At 63.8% G+C, this 17,856-nt stretch carries 21 protein-coding genes; 13 read left to right on the top strand and 8 right to left on the bottom strand.

Annotated elements, in window-relative coordinates:
• The first annotated feature begins 9 nt into the window (after nucleotides 1-9).
• The gene (locus KIO74_RS06570; protein ID WP_213331252.1) at nucleotides 10-1,320 is read left to right on the top strand and encodes an RsmB/NOP family class I SAM-dependent RNA methyltransferase; all 1,311 of its coding nucleotides are present in this window, start codon (nucleotides 10-12) and stop codon (nucleotides 1,318-1,320) included.
• A gap of 4 nt (nucleotides 1,321-1,324) precedes the next feature.
• Here KIO74_RS06570 and KIO74_RS06565 read toward each other — a convergent pair whose 3' ends face one another.
• On the bottom strand, nucleotides 1,325-2,743 hold the full coding sequence (locus KIO74_RS06565; protein WP_213331251.1) for a GNAT family N-acetyltransferase: 1,419 nt from the start codon (nucleotides 2,741-2,743) through the stop codon (nucleotides 1,325-1,327).
• Here KIO74_RS06565 and guaA point away from each other — a divergent pair.
• Complete coding sequence (gene guaA / locus KIO74_RS06560; RefSeq protein ID WP_213331250.1) at nucleotides 2,742-4,304, top strand: glutamine-hydrolyzing GMP synthase; 1,563 nt, start codon at nucleotides 2,742-2,744, stop codon at nucleotides 4,302-4,304. The genes KIO74_RS06565 and guaA overlap by 2 nt on opposite strands.
• Nucleotides 4,305-4,591: 287 nt before the next feature.
• Here the strand turns inward: guaA and KIO74_RS06555 are convergent, their stop codons facing one another.
• Nucleotides 4,592-5,776, bottom strand: a complete 1,185-nt coding sequence (locus tag KIO74_RS06555) for an MFS transporter (protein ID WP_213331249.1) — start codon at nucleotides 5,774-5,776, stop codon at nucleotides 4,592-4,594.
• Nucleotides 5,777-5,873: 97 nt separating this feature from the next.
• On the bottom strand, nucleotides 5,874-6,881 hold the full coding sequence (locus tag KIO74_RS06550; RefSeq protein WP_249730879.1) for an LLM class oxidoreductase: 1,008 nt from the start codon (nucleotides 6,879-6,881) through the stop codon (nucleotides 5,874-5,876).
• A 104-nt stretch (nucleotides 6,882-6,985) separates the two neighbouring features.
• Between KIO74_RS06550 and KIO74_RS06545 the strand changes: the two genes are divergently transcribed.
• On the top strand, nucleotides 6,986-7,873 hold the full coding sequence (locus tag KIO74_RS06545) for a LysR family transcriptional regulator (protein ID WP_213331248.1): 888 nt from the start codon (nucleotides 6,986-6,988) through the stop codon (nucleotides 7,871-7,873).
• Between the two features lie 25 nt (nucleotides 7,874-7,898).
• On the opposite strand, the gene KIO74_RS06540 is transcribed toward KIO74_RS06545, so the two are convergent.
• Complete coding sequence (locus KIO74_RS06540) at nucleotides 7,899-8,510, bottom strand: TetR-like C-terminal domain-containing protein (RefSeq protein ID WP_213331247.1); 612 nt, start codon at nucleotides 8,508-8,510, stop codon at nucleotides 7,899-7,901.
• A 146-nt stretch (nucleotides 8,511-8,656) separates the two neighbouring features.
• On the opposite strand from KIO74_RS06540, the gene KIO74_RS06535 reads away from it, so the two are divergent.
• Genes KIO74_RS06535 through KIO74_RS06525 form a run of 3 tightly spaced genes read left to right on the top strand, consistent with a single transcriptional unit; the run spans nucleotide 8,657 to nucleotide 9,646 of the window.
• Nucleotides 8,657-8,803 carry a hypothetical protein gene (locus tag KIO74_RS06535; protein ID WP_213331246.1) on the top strand — a complete coding sequence of 49 codons (147 nt, stop codon included), beginning with the start codon at nucleotides 8,657-8,659 and terminating at the stop codon, nucleotides 8,801-8,803.
• A gap of 54 nt (nucleotides 8,804-8,857) precedes the next feature.
• On the top strand, nucleotides 8,858-9,250 hold the full coding sequence (locus tag KIO74_RS06530; protein ID WP_213331245.1) for a RidA family protein: 393 nt from the start codon (nucleotides 8,858-8,860) through the stop codon (nucleotides 9,248-9,250).
• Nucleotides 9,251-9,262: 12 nt separating this feature from the next.
• The gene (locus tag KIO74_RS06525) at nucleotides 9,263-9,646 is read left to right on the top strand and encodes a nuclear transport factor 2 family protein (protein ID WP_213331244.1); all 384 of its coding nucleotides are present in this window, start codon (nucleotides 9,263-9,265) and stop codon (nucleotides 9,644-9,646) included.
• A 489-nt stretch (nucleotides 9,647-10,135) separates the two neighbouring features.
• Here KIO74_RS06525 and KIO74_RS06520 read toward each other — a convergent pair whose 3' ends face one another.
• The gene (locus KIO74_RS06520; protein WP_213331243.1) at nucleotides 10,136-11,098 is read right to left on the bottom strand and encodes an AraC family transcriptional regulator; all 963 of its coding nucleotides are present in this window, start codon (nucleotides 11,096-11,098) and stop codon (nucleotides 10,136-10,138) included.
• Between the two features lie 134 nt (nucleotides 11,099-11,232).
• Between KIO74_RS06520 and KIO74_RS06515 the strand changes: the two genes are divergently transcribed.
• On the top strand, nucleotides 11,233-11,703 hold the full coding sequence (locus KIO74_RS06515; RefSeq protein ID WP_213331242.1) for a DUF6152 family protein: 471 nt from the start codon (nucleotides 11,233-11,235) through the stop codon (nucleotides 11,701-11,703).
• A gap of 148 nt (nucleotides 11,704-11,851) precedes the next feature.
• On the opposite strand, the gene KIO74_RS06510 is transcribed toward KIO74_RS06515, so the two are convergent.
• Nucleotides 11,852-12,223 (bottom strand): VOC family protein, encoded by a 372-nt coding sequence (locus KIO74_RS06510; RefSeq protein WP_213331241.1) that lies wholly within the window; start codon nucleotides 12,221-12,223, stop codon nucleotides 11,852-11,854.
• A 68-nt stretch (nucleotides 12,224-12,291) separates the two neighbouring features.
• Between KIO74_RS06510 and KIO74_RS06505 the strand changes: the two genes are divergently transcribed.
• The gene (locus KIO74_RS06505) at nucleotides 12,292-12,738 is read left to right on the top strand and encodes a MarR family winged helix-turn-helix transcriptional regulator (protein ID WP_213331240.1); all 447 of its coding nucleotides are present in this window, start codon (nucleotides 12,292-12,294) and stop codon (nucleotides 12,736-12,738) included.
• 471 nt (nucleotides 12,739-13,209) lie between these two features.
• Here KIO74_RS06505 and KIO74_RS06500 read toward each other — a convergent pair whose 3' ends face one another.
• Complete coding sequence (locus KIO74_RS06500) at nucleotides 13,210-13,893, bottom strand: helix-turn-helix transcriptional regulator (RefSeq protein ID WP_213331239.1); 684 nt, start codon at nucleotides 13,891-13,893, stop codon at nucleotides 13,210-13,212.
• Between the two features lie 133 nt (nucleotides 13,894-14,026).
• On the bottom strand, nucleotides 14,027-14,479 hold the full coding sequence (locus KIO74_RS06495) for a PACE efflux transporter (RefSeq protein ID WP_213331238.1): 453 nt from the start codon (nucleotides 14,477-14,479) through the stop codon (nucleotides 14,027-14,029).
• 97 nt (nucleotides 14,480-14,576) lie between these two features.
• Here KIO74_RS06495 and KIO74_RS06490 point away from each other — a divergent pair, with 97 nt between their 5' ends.
• The 5 genes from KIO74_RS06490 (at nucleotide 14,577) to KIO74_RS06470 (ending at nucleotide 17,840) form a co-directional block, all read left to right on the top strand.
• On the top strand, nucleotides 14,577-15,470 hold the full coding sequence (locus KIO74_RS06490) for a LysR family transcriptional regulator (protein ID WP_213331237.1): 894 nt from the start codon (nucleotides 14,577-14,579) through the stop codon (nucleotides 15,468-15,470).
• Between the two features lie 52 nt (nucleotides 15,471-15,522).
• Nucleotides 15,523-15,996, top strand: coding sequence for a Cys-tRNA(Pro) deacylase (gene ybaK / locus KIO74_RS06485; RefSeq protein ID WP_213331236.1), 474 nt, complete (start codon nucleotides 15,523-15,525; stop codon nucleotides 15,994-15,996).
• 196 nt (nucleotides 15,997-16,192) lie between these two features.
• Nucleotides 16,193-16,801 carry a superoxide dismutase gene (locus tag KIO74_RS06480; protein ID WP_213331235.1) on the top strand — a complete coding sequence of 203 codons (609 nt, stop codon included), beginning with the start codon at nucleotides 16,193-16,195 and terminating at the stop codon, nucleotides 16,799-16,801.
• Nucleotides 16,802-17,169: 368 nt separating this feature from the next.
• Complete coding sequence (locus tag KIO74_RS06475) at nucleotides 17,170-17,484, top strand: ArsR/SmtB family transcription factor (protein ID WP_213331234.1); 315 nt, start codon at nucleotides 17,170-17,172, stop codon at nucleotides 17,482-17,484.
• Nucleotides 17,481-17,840: an SRPBCC family protein gene (locus tag KIO74_RS06470; RefSeq protein WP_213331233.1), complete on the top strand. Its 360-nt coding sequence runs from the start codon at nucleotides 17,481-17,483 to the stop codon at nucleotides 17,838-17,840. Before KIO74_RS06475 ends, KIO74_RS06470 begins: the two co-directional genes overlap by 4 nt.
• The last annotated feature ends 16 nt before the right edge of the window (nucleotides 17,841-17,856 follow it).

Below are 17,856 nucleotides of genomic sequence, written 5' to 3'. Positions count from 1 at the left end.
ATTTTTCGCATGACACCCGCAGCGCGCGTGGCCGGAGCCATCGAGGTTCTGGCTGACATTCTGGAACGGCGCCGGCCCGCCCCCGATGCCCTGAAGGATTGGGGGCTGGCCCGGCGGTTCGCTGGTTCCAAGGACCGCGCGGCCATTGCCAGCCTTGTCTACGATGCCTTGCGGCGGCGAGCCTCCAGCGCCTGGGTCATGGAGGGGGAGACGGCGCGCGCTCTGACGATCGGCATGCTCGCCGTGCAGCGCGGACTGGACAGCGCGGCGATCACAGCGCTTTTCAGCGGCGAGCGTTTCGCGCCCGAGGCGCTGTCCGCGGACGAGATGGCGCGCCTCGATCGCGCGGGTCGACTCGATGAGGCCCCTGCGGCCGTTGCCTGCGACTGTCCGGAATGGCTATTGCCATCACTGACCAAGGCTTTCGGTTCCGCGCTGCGGGATGAAATGCTGGCGCTGACGGCGCGCGCACCGCTCGACGTCAGGGTGAATAGCCTGAAGTCGGGCCGCCGGGCGCTGCGTGAGGCGCTCGCCCATCTCGGCCCGGAGGATACGCCCCTTTCGCCATTCGGGCTGCGCTTTCCCGTGGGGGATGACGGTCGCGGCCCGGCGCTGCAGGCGGAGCCCGAGTTTCTGGACGGCATGTTCGAGATCCAGGACGAGGGCTCTCAGCTTGTGAGCCTGCTGAGCGGCCCCGCTCAGGGATCACGCGTGGTCGATCTCTGCGCCGGCGCGGGCGGCAAGACTTTGGCCCTCGCCGCGCTCATGGAGAACACGGGCGAGATCATCGCGACCGACGTCGATGCAAGGCGCCTCGTCGCCAGCCACGCCCGGCTCCAGCGCTCCGGCGCGACCAACGTCACGGTGCGCACGCCGCGGGGCCGTTATGACCAGCGACGGCCGGACCCGCTGGCGGATCTGGCGGGGACGGTCGATCTCGTCCTGGTCGACGCGCCGTGCACCGGCAGCGGCACGTGGCGGCGGAACCCGGATGCCAAGTGGCGCCTGCGGCCGGGCGGACTGGCCGAGCGTTGCCGCGACCAGGCAGTGGTGCTCGATCGCGCCGCGGCGCTCGCCCGGCCGGGTGGGCGCATTGCCTATATCACCTGTTCGGTTTTGCCGGACGAGAACGACGATGCCATATCGGCCTTCCAGAGCCGTCACAGCGGCTTTGCGCTGCTACCGACGGCGGAGGTCGCGGCGGCGGCGGGCTTCGCCGAATTGACGCAATGGACGCCGCCGCGCGGTGGTTTGCTGCTTTCGCCTCATCGCACCGGCACGGACGCCTTCTATATCGCCATGCTGCGCCGCCAGGCCTGACAGTTCATGTCTTGGGCTCCGAGGCCTCGCCCCCGGTGTTTTTGGCCGCCTTGCGACCGTTCTTGTAACGGTGGTAGAGGCTTTTGAGCCGGCCGCGCAGCGCGAGGAGATTGCGCTCGACGGCTGATATCAGCACCGTGCCGGCGTGCTCCCCGGGGCGGGCGTCAAAGCCCACATCGGCGATAGGCTGCCGACCCTTCCAGAGCGAGGCCATGAAGCCGGTGTCGTCATGGGAACAGGAATCGATGAAGGCCACCGTGGCATCGTTCATGAGGCGTAGCGTATAATCCTCCACCAGGAGGACCCCCGGCGAGTAGTCCCGCAAGGCCTCGTCATAGGCAATCTTCCAGGTGAAATAACCACGGCCCGATCGTGCCAGGATCTGGATGGCGGCCGCTTTCCCATCGAGCCGAAGCACCTCGATGACGACATCGTCTGTCTCGGCCATCGAGGGAAAGACCGCCCGCGTGAATTGCGTATCGCTTGGATCGCTCAGCACCGCCGTACCAGCCCGGCCCTTCCAGCCGGAGGCTTCCAGTGCCAGGAACTCTTCAAGCGCGTCGGCGATTTCCGAGGGCCTAGCATGGCGGGTTGTCGTGACTGAGCCCTTCTCGCCGAGCCGTCGGCGGTATTGCCGCAGCTTCTTGCGGGTCGAGGCGGATGGTGTGAAGGCGGCGGCGTCTTCGCTCCGCGCCAGAGCGCGTCGATGGCGGGCGGAAACAGCAAGCGGGGTCTGTCGCCGATTAAGCACGGCTTTCAGCCCCGACATGACGGAGTACTCGTCGCCCATCATGGCGAACGAAAGGCGTGTCGGCATACCGGACGCGACGATCGCGTCGAGGACCGTCTCGATGACAGGCTCAATGCAGGCGGCGTCGATCAACGGGGTCGACAGGAAGGCGAAGTCGTGGAAGCGCCCCTCGAGGCTCGCGGTCCAGAGCCGCGTGGCACGGCGTTGCCGCTGCAGGACGAACGCACCGACAAGGGCCGCCGGCGCGCGATCTTCGCCACGCCAGGCGAGAATGACGACGATGGCTTCCGCACCATGTTCCGCCGCTGCTGCCGTGATGAAGGCGGGATGGAGAAAGGGATTGGGCTCGGCCGCGCGGGCAGCGAGATCGACAAGCGCCAGGGCGCGGTCGTGCGCCGTCGGGCCTGCCGTCAGGGCGTGGCCGTTAAGGAGCTCCACCTCGGGCGCAGGTGCAGCCTGGGTCTCCGCCGGCTCTGGATTGGCCGCCACGTCCTGGGCGGCAGCATCCGCCTTGACCGCCGGACCTGAGGGCTGTGTCAGAGAGGCATCGGCCATGTCAGTACCCGCGAGGGGAGGCTGCGCGTCCTCCGTGTGAGAATATTGGCGATCCATGGCCCCCGGCACGTTCGAGATCCTTGCATCTTCGGAAGCTATCCCGTAGCTCAATGCCATGCACGACAGCATCCTCATCATCGACTTCGGCAGCCAGGTCACCCAGCTCATCGCGCGCCGTGTGCGCGAGGTTGGCGTCTACTCCGAAATCGTTCCCTTTAGCAAAGCAGAAGAAGCTTTCGCTTCTCTGAAGCCAAAGGGCGTTATCTTCTCCGGTGGTCCCGCCTCGGTGACCGTCGATGGCAGCCCGCGCGCGCCCCAGGCCGTATTTGATTCCGGCGTGCCTATCCTTGGCATCTGCTATGGGCAGCAGACGCTCTGCCTGCAGCTCGGCGGAGAGGTCGAGGGAGGGCACGCGGCGGAGTTCGGCCGCGCTGATGTCGAGATCAAGGCGACGAGCCCTCTCTTCGAAGGGGTATGGGAGGTCGGCAAGCGCTATCCCGTCTGGATGAGCCATGGTGATCGCGTCACGCGCCTGCCCGAGGGGTTCAGCGTCATCGCGACGTCCGAAAACGCGCCCTTCGCCATCGCGGCTGACGAGAGCCGGCATTACTACACCACGATGTTCCATCCCGAGGTCGTGCACACGCCGGACGGGGCAAAGCTTCTCGCCAATTTCGTCCACAACATCGTCGGGCTGAAGTCCGACTGGACCATGTCTGCCTACCGGGCCGAGATGATCCGCAAGATCCGCGAACAGGTCGGCGACGGCCGGGTGCTCTGCGCGCTGTCGGGCGGGGTCGATTCCTCGGTGGCGGCGATCCTCATCCACGAGGCGATCGGCGACCAGCTCACCTGCGTCTTCGTGGACCATGGCCTGATGCGGCTCAATGAAGCGACGGAAGTCGTCACGATGTTCCGCGACCACTACAATCTGCCGCTCGTGCATGTGGATGCGTCCGAGCGCTTCATCGGCGAGCTCGAAGGGGTTGCCGATCCGGAGACCAAGCGCAAGATCATTGGCCGTCTGTTCATCGAGGTGTTCGAGGATGAGGCCAAGAAGATCGCCGCCGACGGCAAGGGGGCGCCGCAATTCCTGGCCCAGGGCACGCTCTATCCGGACGTGATCGAGAGCGTGTCCTTCTCCGGCGGCCCCTCGGTCACCATCAAGTCCCACCACAATGTCGGCGGGTTGCCCGAGCGCATGAACATGCAACTCGTCGAGCCACTGCGCGAACTCTTCAAGGACGAGGTGCGCGCGCTCGGCCGCGAGCTCGGCCTGCCCGAACAGTTCATCGGGCGCCATCCCTTCCCGGGCCCGGGCCTTGCCATCCGCCTTCCGGGCGGAGTGACGCGCGAAAAGCTCGACATCCTGCGCAAGGCTGACGCGATCTACCTGGATGAGATCCGCAAGGCCGGGCTCTACGACACGATCTGGCAGGCCTTCGCCGTGCTCCTGCCAGTGCAGACCGTCGGCGTCATGGGCGACCACCGCACCTATGAGTTCGTCTGCGCGCTCCGCGCGGTCACCTCCGTCGACGGCATGACGGCGGACTTTTACCCCTTCGACATGCCCTTCCTCGGCCGCGTCGCGACCCGCATCATCAACGAGGTCCGCGGCATCAACCGCGTCACCTATGACGTGACAAGCAAGCCGCCGGGGACGATCGAGTGGGAATGAACGCACCCCATCCTTTTACCTTCAAAGCCAGGCCCGCTGCTGACGTGTTCCCCAGTCCGCGATTCTCATGGACGTGCCGGCACGACCCGCCGATGCCGACGAGCGCCACGATCGCATCCGCCACCGCCCCGGGCGGGGATAGCGCCATACCGAGAGAGCGGGCCGAACAGATCGGTGTGAGCGTCGCTAATACCTTCTGGCCGCTCGCCTCCCACACCCGTCGCTTGCTCCGGCGCTGATGACGAAGCCGGGGCGGATCGGTTTTCGCGCCCTCCCACCCGGCATCGTCAGACGGCCGGGTGGGTCGACGCGGGCGATCGCCTGCCCCGGCGGGCCAGCCCGCCCGACAGCAGGGCGAGGATGAGCGCGGCGAGGGACAACAGGGCGCCGGCCCAGTTGGGAGCGGCATAGCCGAAGCCGACGGCGATCACCGCGCCGCCCGCCCAGGCCCCGATGGCGTTGCCAAGGTTGAACAGGCCGATATTGACGGAAGAGGCGAGATTGGGCGCGCCGGCCGCCCGGGCATTATCCGTCACCAGCTTCTGGATCGGCGCGACCGTGGCGAAGCCGAAGGCGGACATGAGGAAAATGCAGAGGGCCGACGCGACCTGGCTTTCCACGAGAAAGTAGAACGCCAGCAAGGCCGCCGCCTGTGCGGCGAGCGTGGTGTAGAGCAGCGGCATCAGCGCCAGGTCCGCGAGCCGTCCCCCGAGGATGTTGCCAACGAACAGACCTAGCCCGAACAGCGCCAGCAGCCATGTCACCGCACCCGCGCTGAAGCCGGCCATCTCCGTCATCATCGGCGCGACATAGGTGATGGATGTGAAGAAGGCCGCCGGGCCAAGGATGGTGATGCCCATGGCGAGCAGCACGTGGATGTCGGCGAAGGCCGCCAGCTCCTTGCGCAGATGCGGACGTTCATGGCGTTCGACGTGGGGCACCAGCCACAGGACGCCGGCCAGGGCAACGACGCCGATCGCCGTTATCGCGAAGAAGGTCGCCCGCCACGACACCGCCTGCGCCAGCCAGGTTCCGGCGGGCGCCCCGACCAGCGTGGCGAGGGTCAGGCCGGTGAACATGAAGGCAATGGCGCTTGTCCGCCGATTCGGCGCGACGAGGTCGGCGGCCATGATGGAGCCGATGCCGAAGAACGCGCCATGGGTCAGCGAGGTGATCACGCGCCCAAGGAGAGCGATCGGGTAGGACGGCGCCATCGCGGTGACGAGGTTGCCGATGATGAACAGGACCAGCAGCCAGGCGAGCATGGCCTTCCGCGGAAGGCGTGCCCCCAAGATGATGGTGACAGGTGCGCCGACGAAGACGCCGAGCGCATAGCTGGTCGCCATGTTTCCAGCCATGGGTATGGAGATCGCGAACTCCATGGCGACGTTGGGCAGCAATCCGGCGATGACGAATTCGGTGGTCCCGATCCCGAACGCCGCGATCGCAAGCGCCCAAAGTGCAGCAGGCATGGAATGTCCTTACAGAGGTTGGATTATGAAGGGGTCATCGGCCAAGGGATCGGGGCGCGATGCACACGGGACCCTTCTTGACCGGAGCTGGCACGGGTCAGTCGGCGAACTGGGGCAGGACGTGTTCGGCCATCTCCGCGATCGCGTCGGCGAAGGGGCGCTGCAAGGGCTTCATGTGCAGCGCGACATGGTTTACGCCTTCGTCCCGCTGCCGCTTCCAGTGTTCGATCAGCGCCGCGCGTCCGCCCCGCAGGGTCACGTGCCTGAGCTCGAGCGGCGCGTTCGGATCAGCCAGCAGGTCGAACATGGCGCCATAGCCATAGGGGCGGAATTGGCCGTCGCCGGCGTTCCGCCATTCGGTAATGACCGCCGCCAGCCGTCGGGGGTCGCTCAGATGCCAGAGCCAGCCGTCCGTATTCGCGGCAAGCCAGTCGAAATCCTGTCCGGCGCGTCCGATGGCGAGAATGGGCAGGCGCGGCGCCATAGGCTTGGGCAGCATGTCCAGCGCTCCGTCCAGGACGCCGTAAAACTGCGAGCGATGCTGGGGAAAGGACTGTTCGGTCGCGGCGCGGATCAGCCCGATCGCGTCCCGATAGCGGTCGGCGCGGTTGCGGATGTCGCTGCCGAAGGCGGCGAACTCGGAGGGACGGTCGCCGCTGGCGAGACCGAGAATGAAGCGGCCGCCGCTCAGCCGATCGAGGCTCGTTGCCTGTTTGGCGACGATCAAGGGGTCGCGGAGGGGCGACACAATACCGGCGGTGCCAATGGCGATCCGGTTCGTGCGTGCCGCCAGCCAGCCGGCATAGACCATCGGATCGACGACCTGGCCCGTATCCCCAAAGCCTGGATCGTAGAACGGGACGTCGCGCAGCCAGATGGCGGCGAAGTCGCTCTCGTCGACCAGACGCACGGCATCCGCGTGGCGGGTGAGCGTCGGCCATGGTGCGGTCGCGTAGGATTCCAGCGGCGCGACCAGCCCAAAGGTCAAGCGGCCGGGCTGAAACACACCGCTATAGCCGGAATGATCCTGGAGGGAGGAAAGGGAAGGGGGACTTGCGATTGCCGGGCCAGGGGGGCGGGCATCGGCGGACAGCATCAAAGTCATGGGCGCGTTCCTTGAGATGGCGAGTGTCAGGAGCGCTATCTGGGAATGAAGCCAGAGAAGATTTATAGGCTGCAATTCCAAACAATGCGGCCTATAACGCTCTAATGTCGGAACCCGTCGAAAGCCTCGGCGCGCTGCGCGCCTTTATTGCCGCCGCCGACGCGCGCAGTTTCAAGGCCGCCGGTCAGGCTTTGGGCGTCTCGTCGTCGGCGATCGGCAAGTCCATCGCGAAGTTGGAAGCCCAGCTTTCGACGACGCTGTTCCACCGCACCACCCGCACGATTGCGCTGACAGAGCCTGGCAGTCTGTTCCTGGTGCGCGCCCGCCGCATGTTGGACGAGCTGGCGGCGGCGGAGGCGGAACTCGCGGAAGCATCGGGCAGTCCCCGAGGGCGCCTGCGCGTCGGTCTGCCGCTTTCCGGCTCGCTCCTGACCAAGGCGTTCGCGACATTCGCCGAGGCCTACCCGCGGGTCGAGCTCGATCTTGATTACAGCGACCGGCTCGTCGACGTCATCGACGAGGGGTTCGACGTCGTCATCCGCAGTGGCGACACGGGTGACTCGCGGTTGCTGCACAAGACGCTCGGCCGGTTCGCCTGGCGCTTGGTAGCCTCGCCGTCCTATTTGGCCAGGCATGGCCGGCCGGCGACGCATCAGGACCTGTCACAGCACGTCTGCCTGCGGCAGCGGCTTTCCTCCGGCCGCATCATGCCCTGGCAGCTGCGCTCCGCGCCTGGCCATGAGGTTCCGGTCGGCCTTACCGCCAGCGTGATCGATCCCTTGCTCGACCTCGCGCGTGCCGGCGCCGGGATAGCGTCGCTGCCCGACTTCCTGTTGCACGAGGCCCTTGCCGATGGCTCGCTCGTGCCGGTCCTCGAGGCCGAGATGGAGCAGACCGGCGTCTTGACCATGCTGTGGCCCGCGAGCCGCTTCCGCGTGCCCAAGGTCCGCGCCTTCGTGGACTGGATGGCTCGTCACGCGGGCGTCTCGTGACGCGGTGCGACCACCGCCGCCTGTCTCAGCACGCCCTCAAGGCGGCAAGAATGGCGGCGGCCTGCCGATGGAGCGCGGCCTTTCCGACGGGTTTGCCGAGGATGACCAGACGCCAATAGAGTGCGGACGGGATCAGATCGAGCGCCAGTTCGCGGTCGAGATCGGCGCGCAACTCGCCCCGCGCCACCGCCCGGTCGAGGAGTTCCGCGCCGCGGCGACGACGGGCGGCGGACAGCCGTTCGAGCACCGGCGCCAGATCGCCGGATCGCATCCGCTCGGCGAACAGGTCGGGAAGGATGCGGCACGCCAGCCGATGGCGCAGCGTGCGGCGGGTCGCCACGAGAAAGGCGATGATGTCGGCTTCCAGCGATCCATGGTCGGGAAAGTCCGAGAGATGGAGCCCGACCGTCTCGATGGCGTCGGAAGCAAAGTCGCGCTTGGACGGCCAGCGCCGATAGATGGCGGCCTTGCCCGCGCCGGCGCGCGCGGCCACGCGCTGGAGGCTGATCGCCGCGTAGCCGGTCCGGGCCCACTCTTCGAACAGCGCCCGGAACAGGGCGGCGGTCAGTTCGGGGCGTATGACGGCGGCGCCCGATGGCTTCCGCCTGTAGTTTCCGTCGATACTCTTGCGGTCCATTCATGCCACCCCATATTCGTCGAGACGATAGAGTCTCGTCCATACCGAAGCGGATGAATCGCAGGAGGGCAAGCGCCCTCCGACGGGCATGAATCCCGGCCAATCTTCGCCGTCCAGAGACAGGCTCAGCAACCGGAGAACGGACCATGAAATGGGACTATCTGGTGGTCGAAACCACCCTGGGTTCCGCCGCCCTTGGGGAACTGGGGGCTGAAGGATGGGAGCTCGTCGCGGTCGTCTCTCCCGCGCATTTCATACTGCACTATTTCTTCAAGCGTGAGCTGCGCGCCTGACCGACATCGATCCGCCGGTACCGCTTACAAATGAACCACCATGGAGAATCCCCAATGGCCAAGCGTGACGCGGTCTTCCCCGCCGGCCGGCATGACCTCTACAAGGCGCAGACCTATTCCGCCGCGATCAGATCGGGCGATCTCCTGTTCGTGTCCGGCCAAGTCGGCAGTCGTGGCGACGGCTCGCCCGAGCCGGACTTCGAAGCCCAGGTCCGCCTGGCCTTCGCCAATCTCGAAGCCACGCTGAAGGCGGGCGGATGCGGGCTCGACGACATCGTCGACGTGACGACCTTCCATACCGATCCCGAAAACCAGTTCGGCACAATCATGAAGATCAAAGGCGAGGTCTTCCCGCAGGAGCCCTATCCGAACTGGACGGCGGTCGGCGTCAACTGGCTCGCGGAGTTCGACTTCGAGATCAAGGTCATCGCCCGCATTCCCGGGTGAAGGGAGGCTGCCGTGCCCGATCTCGAACGCAACAAGGCGAATGTGGTTGCCTTCTACGAGCTGATGTTCAACCCAAGCCGGCCCGCCGAGGCCGTCAAGCGCTTCATCGGGGGCGAATACATCCAGCACAACCCGCATGTAGCCACCGGAAAAGAGGGATTCATCGCCTATTTCGAGCGTATGGCCCGGGAGTGGCCGGGCAAACGAGTCGAGATAAAGCGGGTCCTGGCAGAGGGTGAGTATGTCGTTCTGCACTGCTTCCAGCACTGGCCCGGCGATCACGACTACGCCGGCATCGACATTTTCCGGCTCGACGACCAGGGAAGGATCGTCGAGCATTGGGATGTGCTGCAGATCATCCCCGAACATGCGGCCAATTCGAACGGCATGTTCTGATCCTTCGCCCTCCGGGGCAGTCGGCAATCTCAAATGATCTTGCTCGCCCAAGATCGGCGCCTTCGAGTGAAATGCCGCGAGCGGGACAACATGTGAAGCCGTAACCCTGGCGGCGGCTATGGCCCGGGACGATGGCGCCCCGCTCGCCTCGCGGCGCTGAGTGATATTCGTGATCCTGCTGGCCGGCGCCTTCGTTCTGACGGGTGCCGGTTATGGCGAGAGAAGCGTCGAGCGCTTGGCTCAGCGCAACGGCTGTAAACAGCGTTTGCGCCCTTCAGGTTCGGAGAACCATTTGTCGAGAGCCTCGCGCTTCTTGCCCCGCACAATTGCTCGATGAAGACATTGTCGATGCAGCGCCCGCACACCGATATTACTGGACATAAGATCGGCCGCGAGGGTCTGATTAACCTGGGGCTCGCCGGTTATGGCTGACGCTGGTGAGGACGTCCTCCCGTGGAGCAGACATAAACGAAGCGGTTCTGCGCCAAACTACTCGGCGGCCTGCTCGACGCTACTTGTAGCACCGCGCGGCGGTGTCGCTGGCTGCCGGCTCCGTCCAAATTGCCGCGGCGCGCAACCCATGATGCGCTTGAAGGCCGTGCTGAACGCACTCTCCGATTCATAGCCGAGCGCGATCGCGATCCTCGCGACGGGATCATCCGAGTTTTCTAGCTTGTCTGCAGCCAGCAGCATGCGCCAGCGCGAGAGATATTCCATCGGCGTCTCGGCAGCCGTCTCCCTGAATTTCTGTGCAAAGGTTGAGCGTGACATTCCAGCGTGCTCGGCGAGTTCCTGTAGCGTCCAACGACGGGCAGGATCGGCGTGGATGGCCCTGATCGCGATGCCGATCTGCTTGTCCGCCAGAGCGACGAACCAGCGGGAGCTGCCGTTGAGTTCGTCGCTCAAATGCATCCGCAGGGCCTGTACGAGCATCATATGCGCGAGGTGCTGCGCTATGAGGACACCGCCCGGCTGACCCTCGCGCATTTCCTCTCTCATGCGCTCGACCGACCAGCGCAGAGCCGCCTGTTCGGACTCCTTGCGGATGTGGACGATTGGCGGAAGCATGCCCAGCAGCAGGCTGGCGTGACTGCCGGCCACAGCGAAGCGGCTGCCGGTCAGGAATAGTCCACCGCCGTCGTTGATACGAACAACACCACCCGGATGCGCGGGCGGAAAGATGGTCTTCGAATCGACCGGCACAAGCGCCAGATCGCTCGCAAGTCGAAACGGGCGCCCGCTTGGCAGAACGAAGCAGTCCCCCGCCTCGAGCCTTACCGGTTCGGGAACACCCTCGACCGAAAGCCAGCATCCCCCGGAGACAATTGCATAGCATTTGATCGTGTCGTGCTGATTGTTGAACTGCACCGCCCAGTCACCCCCCGCGTCGACGCCGGAGGAGAGATAGCTGCGCGGTTTCAGCAGCGAGAGAACTTCCGACAGTGGATCCATAGGCTTCCCGGACGATCGCGAAGATAAAGCGGACGCTCCGGTATAGAGCGTATCATCCGGACCACATAGCCTGAAGCGCCAGACTGATAGACAACAACACGTGACCAGCCCGTGAACATTGAAGGAGTGCAAGGATGATGCCGTTGAGCAGAAGAACGATTGTTCCCGCCCTGGCTCTGATCTTGCTGTCCGCTGGCGCCGTTTTGGCGCACCACGGCTATACCGGCCAATACGATACCAGCAGACCCATTCTTCTGGGGGGCTCTGTCACCCGGACGACCTTCGCGCCGCCGCATCCGGTTATCTCGGTGCGTGTCGACCTGGCCGAAGTGCCAGCTCTCGATGTTGATCGTCCGGACGAAATCACGGGACGATTGACTGTGCGTCCCGAGGATGTAGGCGCAGTGCGCGAGATCGAGCTCTCGCCGGTGCGTGACTTTTTCAATCTCAGCGAACGCATACGCATTGGGGACCGCGTGATGGTGGTCGCGCTCATGAACTGCCGGCCGCCGCATCAACTTCGTAGCTCTTGGATCCAGCTCTCCGACGGAGAGATCATTTCGTACACGCGCGGGCTGCACCAACGAGCCGACGGATGCGGCTAAGGTTGTTGCCGATTTCGATCGAAGGCTCTTTTTTGCCGCTTCATCACCACGACTGTCTTCTTTATCCGTTTCTCTCGGCGCCGCACCTGATCGGGATAGGCCAGGATGTGCTCCACGCGTGGAGCGGGGCGATAGCCGGACCGCCCAATTACTTTGCGGAGACGGTGTGCGCGGTTATCGTGTAGCCAAAGGGATCGATGAAGGCGAAATACCGTCCGAATGGGCCGTCCTTCGGGGGAAAAGCGACAGTAACGCCGCGCTCGATCAGGTGGGCGTGCAATTCATCAGCATCGTCGCATCCAAACCAGATCGCGATGCCAATCCCCAGTCTGGCCGCATCATCGAAGACCTCGATTGGCGTGCGGACGGCGAATGGGATGGGCTGCGTTTCGAAAACAACAGCGCCCGGGGGGCCTTTTGCTGAGGGCGTGAGGCCCACAGTGTCTCTATAGAATGCCAGTGCCGCATCGAGATCTTTCGTCTGGATGCCGATGAAGTCCGGTCCAATGAGACGAGCCATGAGCTGTCTTTCCTTCTGCTTCGTCATTCGATATTATCAGGGGCCTGATATAATATAAGGGTACTGATATGTCCAGCCTGATGAGCCCCCCGGCGGAGGATACCTACCGCACGCTCGGATATGCCCTGAAGCGGGCGCAGCAAGCTCTGCGAGCCCACCTCGACAGCGAGCTTCGAAGCATCGGACTGACGACCCCGCAATACTCGGTGCTCGCCGGACTTGAGTTAAGTGCGGGATCCTCAAATGCGGAACTCGCGCGGCGGGCATTCGTAACGCCGCAGACGATGCAGGCCATCATAGTGGCACTCGAGCGAGCCGGCTTGATTCAGAGAAGGGCGCATCCAGCCAACCGTAGGATCCGAACTACAGAACTTACGTCGGCGGGGCAGTCGGTATTGCGGACTGCGCATGAGATTGCAGCCAACGCCGAAATCGTGATCCGCAACGCCGTTGCACCAGACGATCCAGAAATTATCAATTCAGTCTTGCTACGGATAACCGAGGCCTTGCGCTGATTTAGGTGAGACCTTTCGCACGGCGGCGAACTCTATCGGCTGCCTCAGTCATCAGCACGGTCATTGATATGTCGTCACTGGCACTGGCGGGCTGGGATACAAGGACGCCCTGACGCTGGCTCGCGCGCCGGCGCATGTCGTGATCGCCGGGTGCAATCCGTGGAAGGCAATGAAGCCGTCGCAGCGATCAAGGCGCGACCGCTTCGAGCTGCAGTTCGGCACGAACTATCCCGGCCACTTCGCGCTCACCGCTCATCTGCTACTGCTGAAGCGCGAACGGCATCCGCGCGTCGTCACGTGGGCCTCAGATGCGAGATCGGGCCATCGCTAGGATCGCCATGAACAACGATACTGTGCGATCCGCATCCAAGAGACACAGCGCAGCGTCGTGATCGACTCTGATCGCCAAGACGTGACGCTTACGAGCTTTTCAGGAGTTGCGGTAGGCCTGCCTTTATGACACCGCCTCCATCAAGGTTCCCGACCCATCGCGCGGCCGGCGTCAGCACGAATGCGATAGGCGCAGCGGCGCGCGCCGAGGACGATGTGCTCCATCCGTTCGATGGAACAATCCGGCCCGAGCATTTCACGGAAGATGGCGAGTTCCGCCCGGCAGAAGCCCTGGCAGGTTGAAGCGGCCGCGCAGATGGGGCAATGGTTTTCGATCAGCAGCCAGCCATCGCCGTCATCTGCCTTCCGATACTCGGCCATGTAGCCCTCGCGGGTGCGGATTGCGGCCAGCGCGGCGATACGGGCCTCCAGCCCCTTGATCGGACGCAATTCGGCGCGATAGGCGGCCCGCATCTCTTCTTCACGGGCACTGACCAGCCGCTCAAGAGCATCGGCGCCAAGGAGATCACGGATGTTCCTCAGAAGGCCGGCGGTGAGTTCGGCATGGGCATCCGGAAACCGCGTGTTGCCAAATGCGGTCAGACGCCAGTATTGCGCGGGCCGGCCCACGCCGCGCGCGACAGCTTCGGTTTCGACCAGGCCGTCCGCCGCGAGCTTGGACAACTGCTGGCGTGCGTTCTCGCCGGTCGTGCCCAGCGCGCGCCCGAGCTCCGCCGCGGTCAGTGGCCCGCGGGTCTTCAATAGCACCAGGAAGCGATCCGGACTCGGGCGTCCCTGCAATCTTTCCGAACCGATAATGGACATGATCAAGCTATCGAAGATATTCAAAGTAATAGCTTGATTTATAGCCGCGACGGTGAAGCGGCGCAACTATCCGGCACGGGTCCGCGGGCGGGCGCCGCTTGGGCCGCGCCCCCGCCCGCGGCCACCTGTCGTATCATCGCGCGGAGGCGAGGCTAAGCCCTGGCTTCTGAACGGGCACGGGGAATATCCGGTCATAGGCGATGTTGAACACGAAGGCGTAGACCAGATAGAATCCGACAATCGCGATATCCATCATCAAGGCTGCCCAAAGGCTGATCCCGAGATACCACGCGATCATCGGGATCAGCATGATGACCAGGCCACCTTCGAACAGGACGGCGTGCGCGATACGGATCATCATCGTCTTGCCGGTATGGCCTCTGAACCGGACCAGGGCGTGGTCGAAACCGAGGTTGAACAGGAAGTTCCAGGTCGTGGCGACCGTCGCCGAGATCACGCCGATGACGCCCATATGGGCGACCGGCTGGTTGAAGACGAGGGCGGCCATCGGCGTGAAGATGGCAAGACCGATAACCTCGAACATGAGCGCGTGGCGCATCCGGTCCGGGAATGTACGCATAGACATAATGAAACCTGTTGAATGAATCCATTTGACGTTACGGCTGGCTTTCTATCTATGTTTTTGGGATAATAAAGTTAGATAGTATCTGGATATGAGATAGATGGGCATTTCGATGGAGCAGTTGGAGGCTTTTGTCACGGCTGCTGACAGGGGCTCGTTCTCGGCGGCCGGCCGGGTCCTGCGCAAGGCGCAATCGGCGGTCAGCACGCAGGTCGCTAACCTGGAGGAGGATCTCGGGCTCTCCCTGTTCAGCCGCGTCGGTCGTAACCCTGTCCTCACCCCGGCCGGGGAACAGCTCCTGCCCGAGGCGCGGCTTATCCTCGACCGCCGCGAGCATCTGATCGGCATGGCCGCCAGCTTCGAGGCGCATGTGGAAAAGCGCTTGGTCGTCGCGATCGACGAGCTCTATCCCGAATCCGCGTTGGGGGAGCTGTTCGCTGATTTCGCGAGCCATTTCCCGCATGTGGAGCTCGAACTGCTGTTTCCGATGATGGAGGATGTGAGCCGCCTGGTGCTGGATGGAAAAGCCGATATCGGCGTGATGTGGCGGCAGGAGGTGCTGCCCACGGAACTGGGCTTCCATACAATCGGCTGGGTGCCCCTAGCCCTCGTCTGCGGGAAAAAGCATCCACTCGCCAACGCCGTGGTCGACTGGGAGGATCTCAAGCGGCATCGCCAGATCATGGTGACTGTGCGCACAGAGGGAACCGAGCGGCACAGGTTGCGCGTCGCCGCCGAGGTCTGGTGGGTGGAGAGCCACTGGGTCATCCTCCAGATCCTGAAGCAGGGCATCGGCTGGGCGCTTGTGCCCGTTCACATCCTCAAGAACTCTCCCGTGACCCAGAACCTCGCGACGCCGGCCCTGCAGTTTGACGAGGGCATGCACCCCGTCGCGCTTGAAGCGGTTTGGCACAAACAGCGTCCCGCGGGGCCGGCGGCGCGGTGGTTGCGCGATCGCATCGCAACGACAAAGATCGACGCGTTTACCGGATAGGGGTTCGGGGCGGCCGTCGACCGCCCGGGAGCCATGACAACAGGAACTATCTATGTCCAAGGCAACGCGCGCGACGATGGCGCTTGAGAAGGCAGGCGTCGCCTTCACGGTCCATAGCTATGACTACGACCCCGGGGCTGAACGCGTGGGGCTCCAGGCGGCCGAGGCCATCGGCGAGGTGCCTGAGCGCGTGTTGAAGACGCTGATGGCCCGCGTGGACGGCAAGCCCGTTTGCGTGATCGTGCCGTCTGATCGGGAAGTCTCCATGAAAAAGCTCGCTGCGGCATTCGGCGGCAAGTCGGCGGAGATGATGAAGCCGGCCGATGCGGAGCGGATGACGGGCTACAAGGTCGGCGGAATCAGTCCCTTCGGACAGATGCGCAGGGTGCCGACCGCCATCGAACAGCAGTCGCTGGCGCATGCGCTTGTTTATATCAACGGCGGGCAGCGGGGCCTGCAGGTTCGCCTTGCGCCTGATGATGCGCGCGCGACGCTGGATGCGAGGGTCGTCCCGGTCATCGCCTAGCGGGGCAGGGCCTGCGTAATTTAGCAAGCGTTCGCTTGACAAATTATGCCGCCCATTTATCAAATTCAGCGCTTGGTCAATCAGCTTCCGGTGATCTTGCCTGCGGTGATCTTGCCTGCGGTAACATTGCCTGAAGGCCGACGTCCGCCTGTGAGATCGACCGGAGAGATGCCTGACATTCTCAAAGGAGCCTTTCATGGCCTTCGAACTTCCAGCCCTCCCGTATTCCACCAATGCCCTCGCCGCCGCCGGCATGAGCCAGGAGACGCTTGAGCTCCACCACGGCAAGCACCATCAGGCCTATGTGACGGCGCTGAACGGCTTTGTGGAGAAGAACGACGACCTGAAGGGCAAGTCGCTGGAGGAGATCATCCGCTTCGCCACCGGCAAGGCGGAACTGGCGCCGGTCTTCAACAACGCGGGCCAGCACTGGAACCACATCCTCTTCTGGCAGGTCCTTTCGCCCCAGGGCGGCAAGATTCCTGGGACCCTTGAAAAGAAGCTCGTCGCCGACTTCGGGAGCGTCGACGCCTTCAAGGAGGCTTTCAAGACCGCCGCCACGACGCAGTTCGGCTCGGGCTGGGCATGGCTTGTCCTTGGCGATGACGGCAAGCTGAAGGTCACGAAGACCGCGAATGCCGACAATCCTCTCGCAGCCGGACAGGGCAGGGCACTGCTCGGCCTCGATGTGTGGGAGCACAGCTACTATGTCGATTTCCGCAACCGCCGCCCCGACTACACCACCAACTTCCTCGACAAGCTGGCTAATTATGAATTCGCGGAAGCCGAGCTGAACAAGGCCTGAGGGGTTTTCTCGTCGGCAGGCTTCCCCAGGTCGGCACATTGCCGCCGGTCGGAAAGGGGGGCCGCGATCAAGGGGCGCTCCCTTGAGACGAGCATAGCCAAGACCGGTTTCTACAGCCGGATGGAAGGAGCCATGGTCGCCATGGCTCCTTTTTTGTGTCGCCTTGGACCACGCGAGTTGCTTTCGAAGCATCCTCGTAAAGTCTCGCGACGACGGAGGTCACGGGCGGATAGATCGGACGGCTAAGGCTACGGCTACGGCGCGCGGGGATGCGCGTATGTCGACCCCACCGGTCGGCCGTGCCGACATCTCAGCCCGCAACTGAAAAAGGAGTTGCCATTAATATAAGTGATCGCTTATCTATTGGCATGGTCGAGAACGAGATATTCCGGGCCCTTTCGGATCCAACCCGCCGTGCGATCTTCGAGAAGCTGGCGGCAGGTGCAATGAACGCGACCTCTCTTCGCGCGGGTCTGCAGATTAGCCAGCCTGCGATGTCCCAGCATCTCGCGGTTCTGCGGAGTGCGAAACTGGTGCGGGAAGAACGGCAGGGGCGGTTTGTGAATTATGAGGTCGATCCTGAAGGTTTGGCTCTCATCGCGCAGTGGTTGGCAAAGTATCGCGTTTATTGGCCCGCTCGTATCGAGGCCCTGAAGTTATTGCTGAAGGATATGGACCAATGAGCGGTGGAAAGACGGAAGACAAGGAGAATAGTATCGAGCTCGAATACCATATCGACGAACCGCCTCATAAGGTCTGGCGTGCCATAACCGTTCCCGAGCTCCGTGACGTCTGGCTTCCCAAAGATGCGTTGGCGGATCAGGAGGCCACTGCGCTGACGCCGGGAGAAGAAGTCAGTTACAGGATGCGCGAAAGCGCTCCGCCTTTTCTCGAAAGTACAGTGACGTTTCGCATTTCTCCCGATACGGCGGGTGGAACCAGCCTGCGGATCATCCACGAACGCGCGGATGTCAGCTCACGACCAACGGAAGCGGCTGCGGCGAACGACGACGTGATGCCGGTGCTGAGAGCGGCCTGACAGGCTCAAATTCCCA

This window comes from Chelatococcus sp. HY11 (assembly GCF_018398335.1).
Classification (GTDB): Bacteria; Pseudomonadota; Alphaproteobacteria; order Rhizobiales; family Beijerinckiaceae; genus Chelatococcus.
This window is presented reverse-complemented; position numbering and strand designations above follow the sequence as displayed.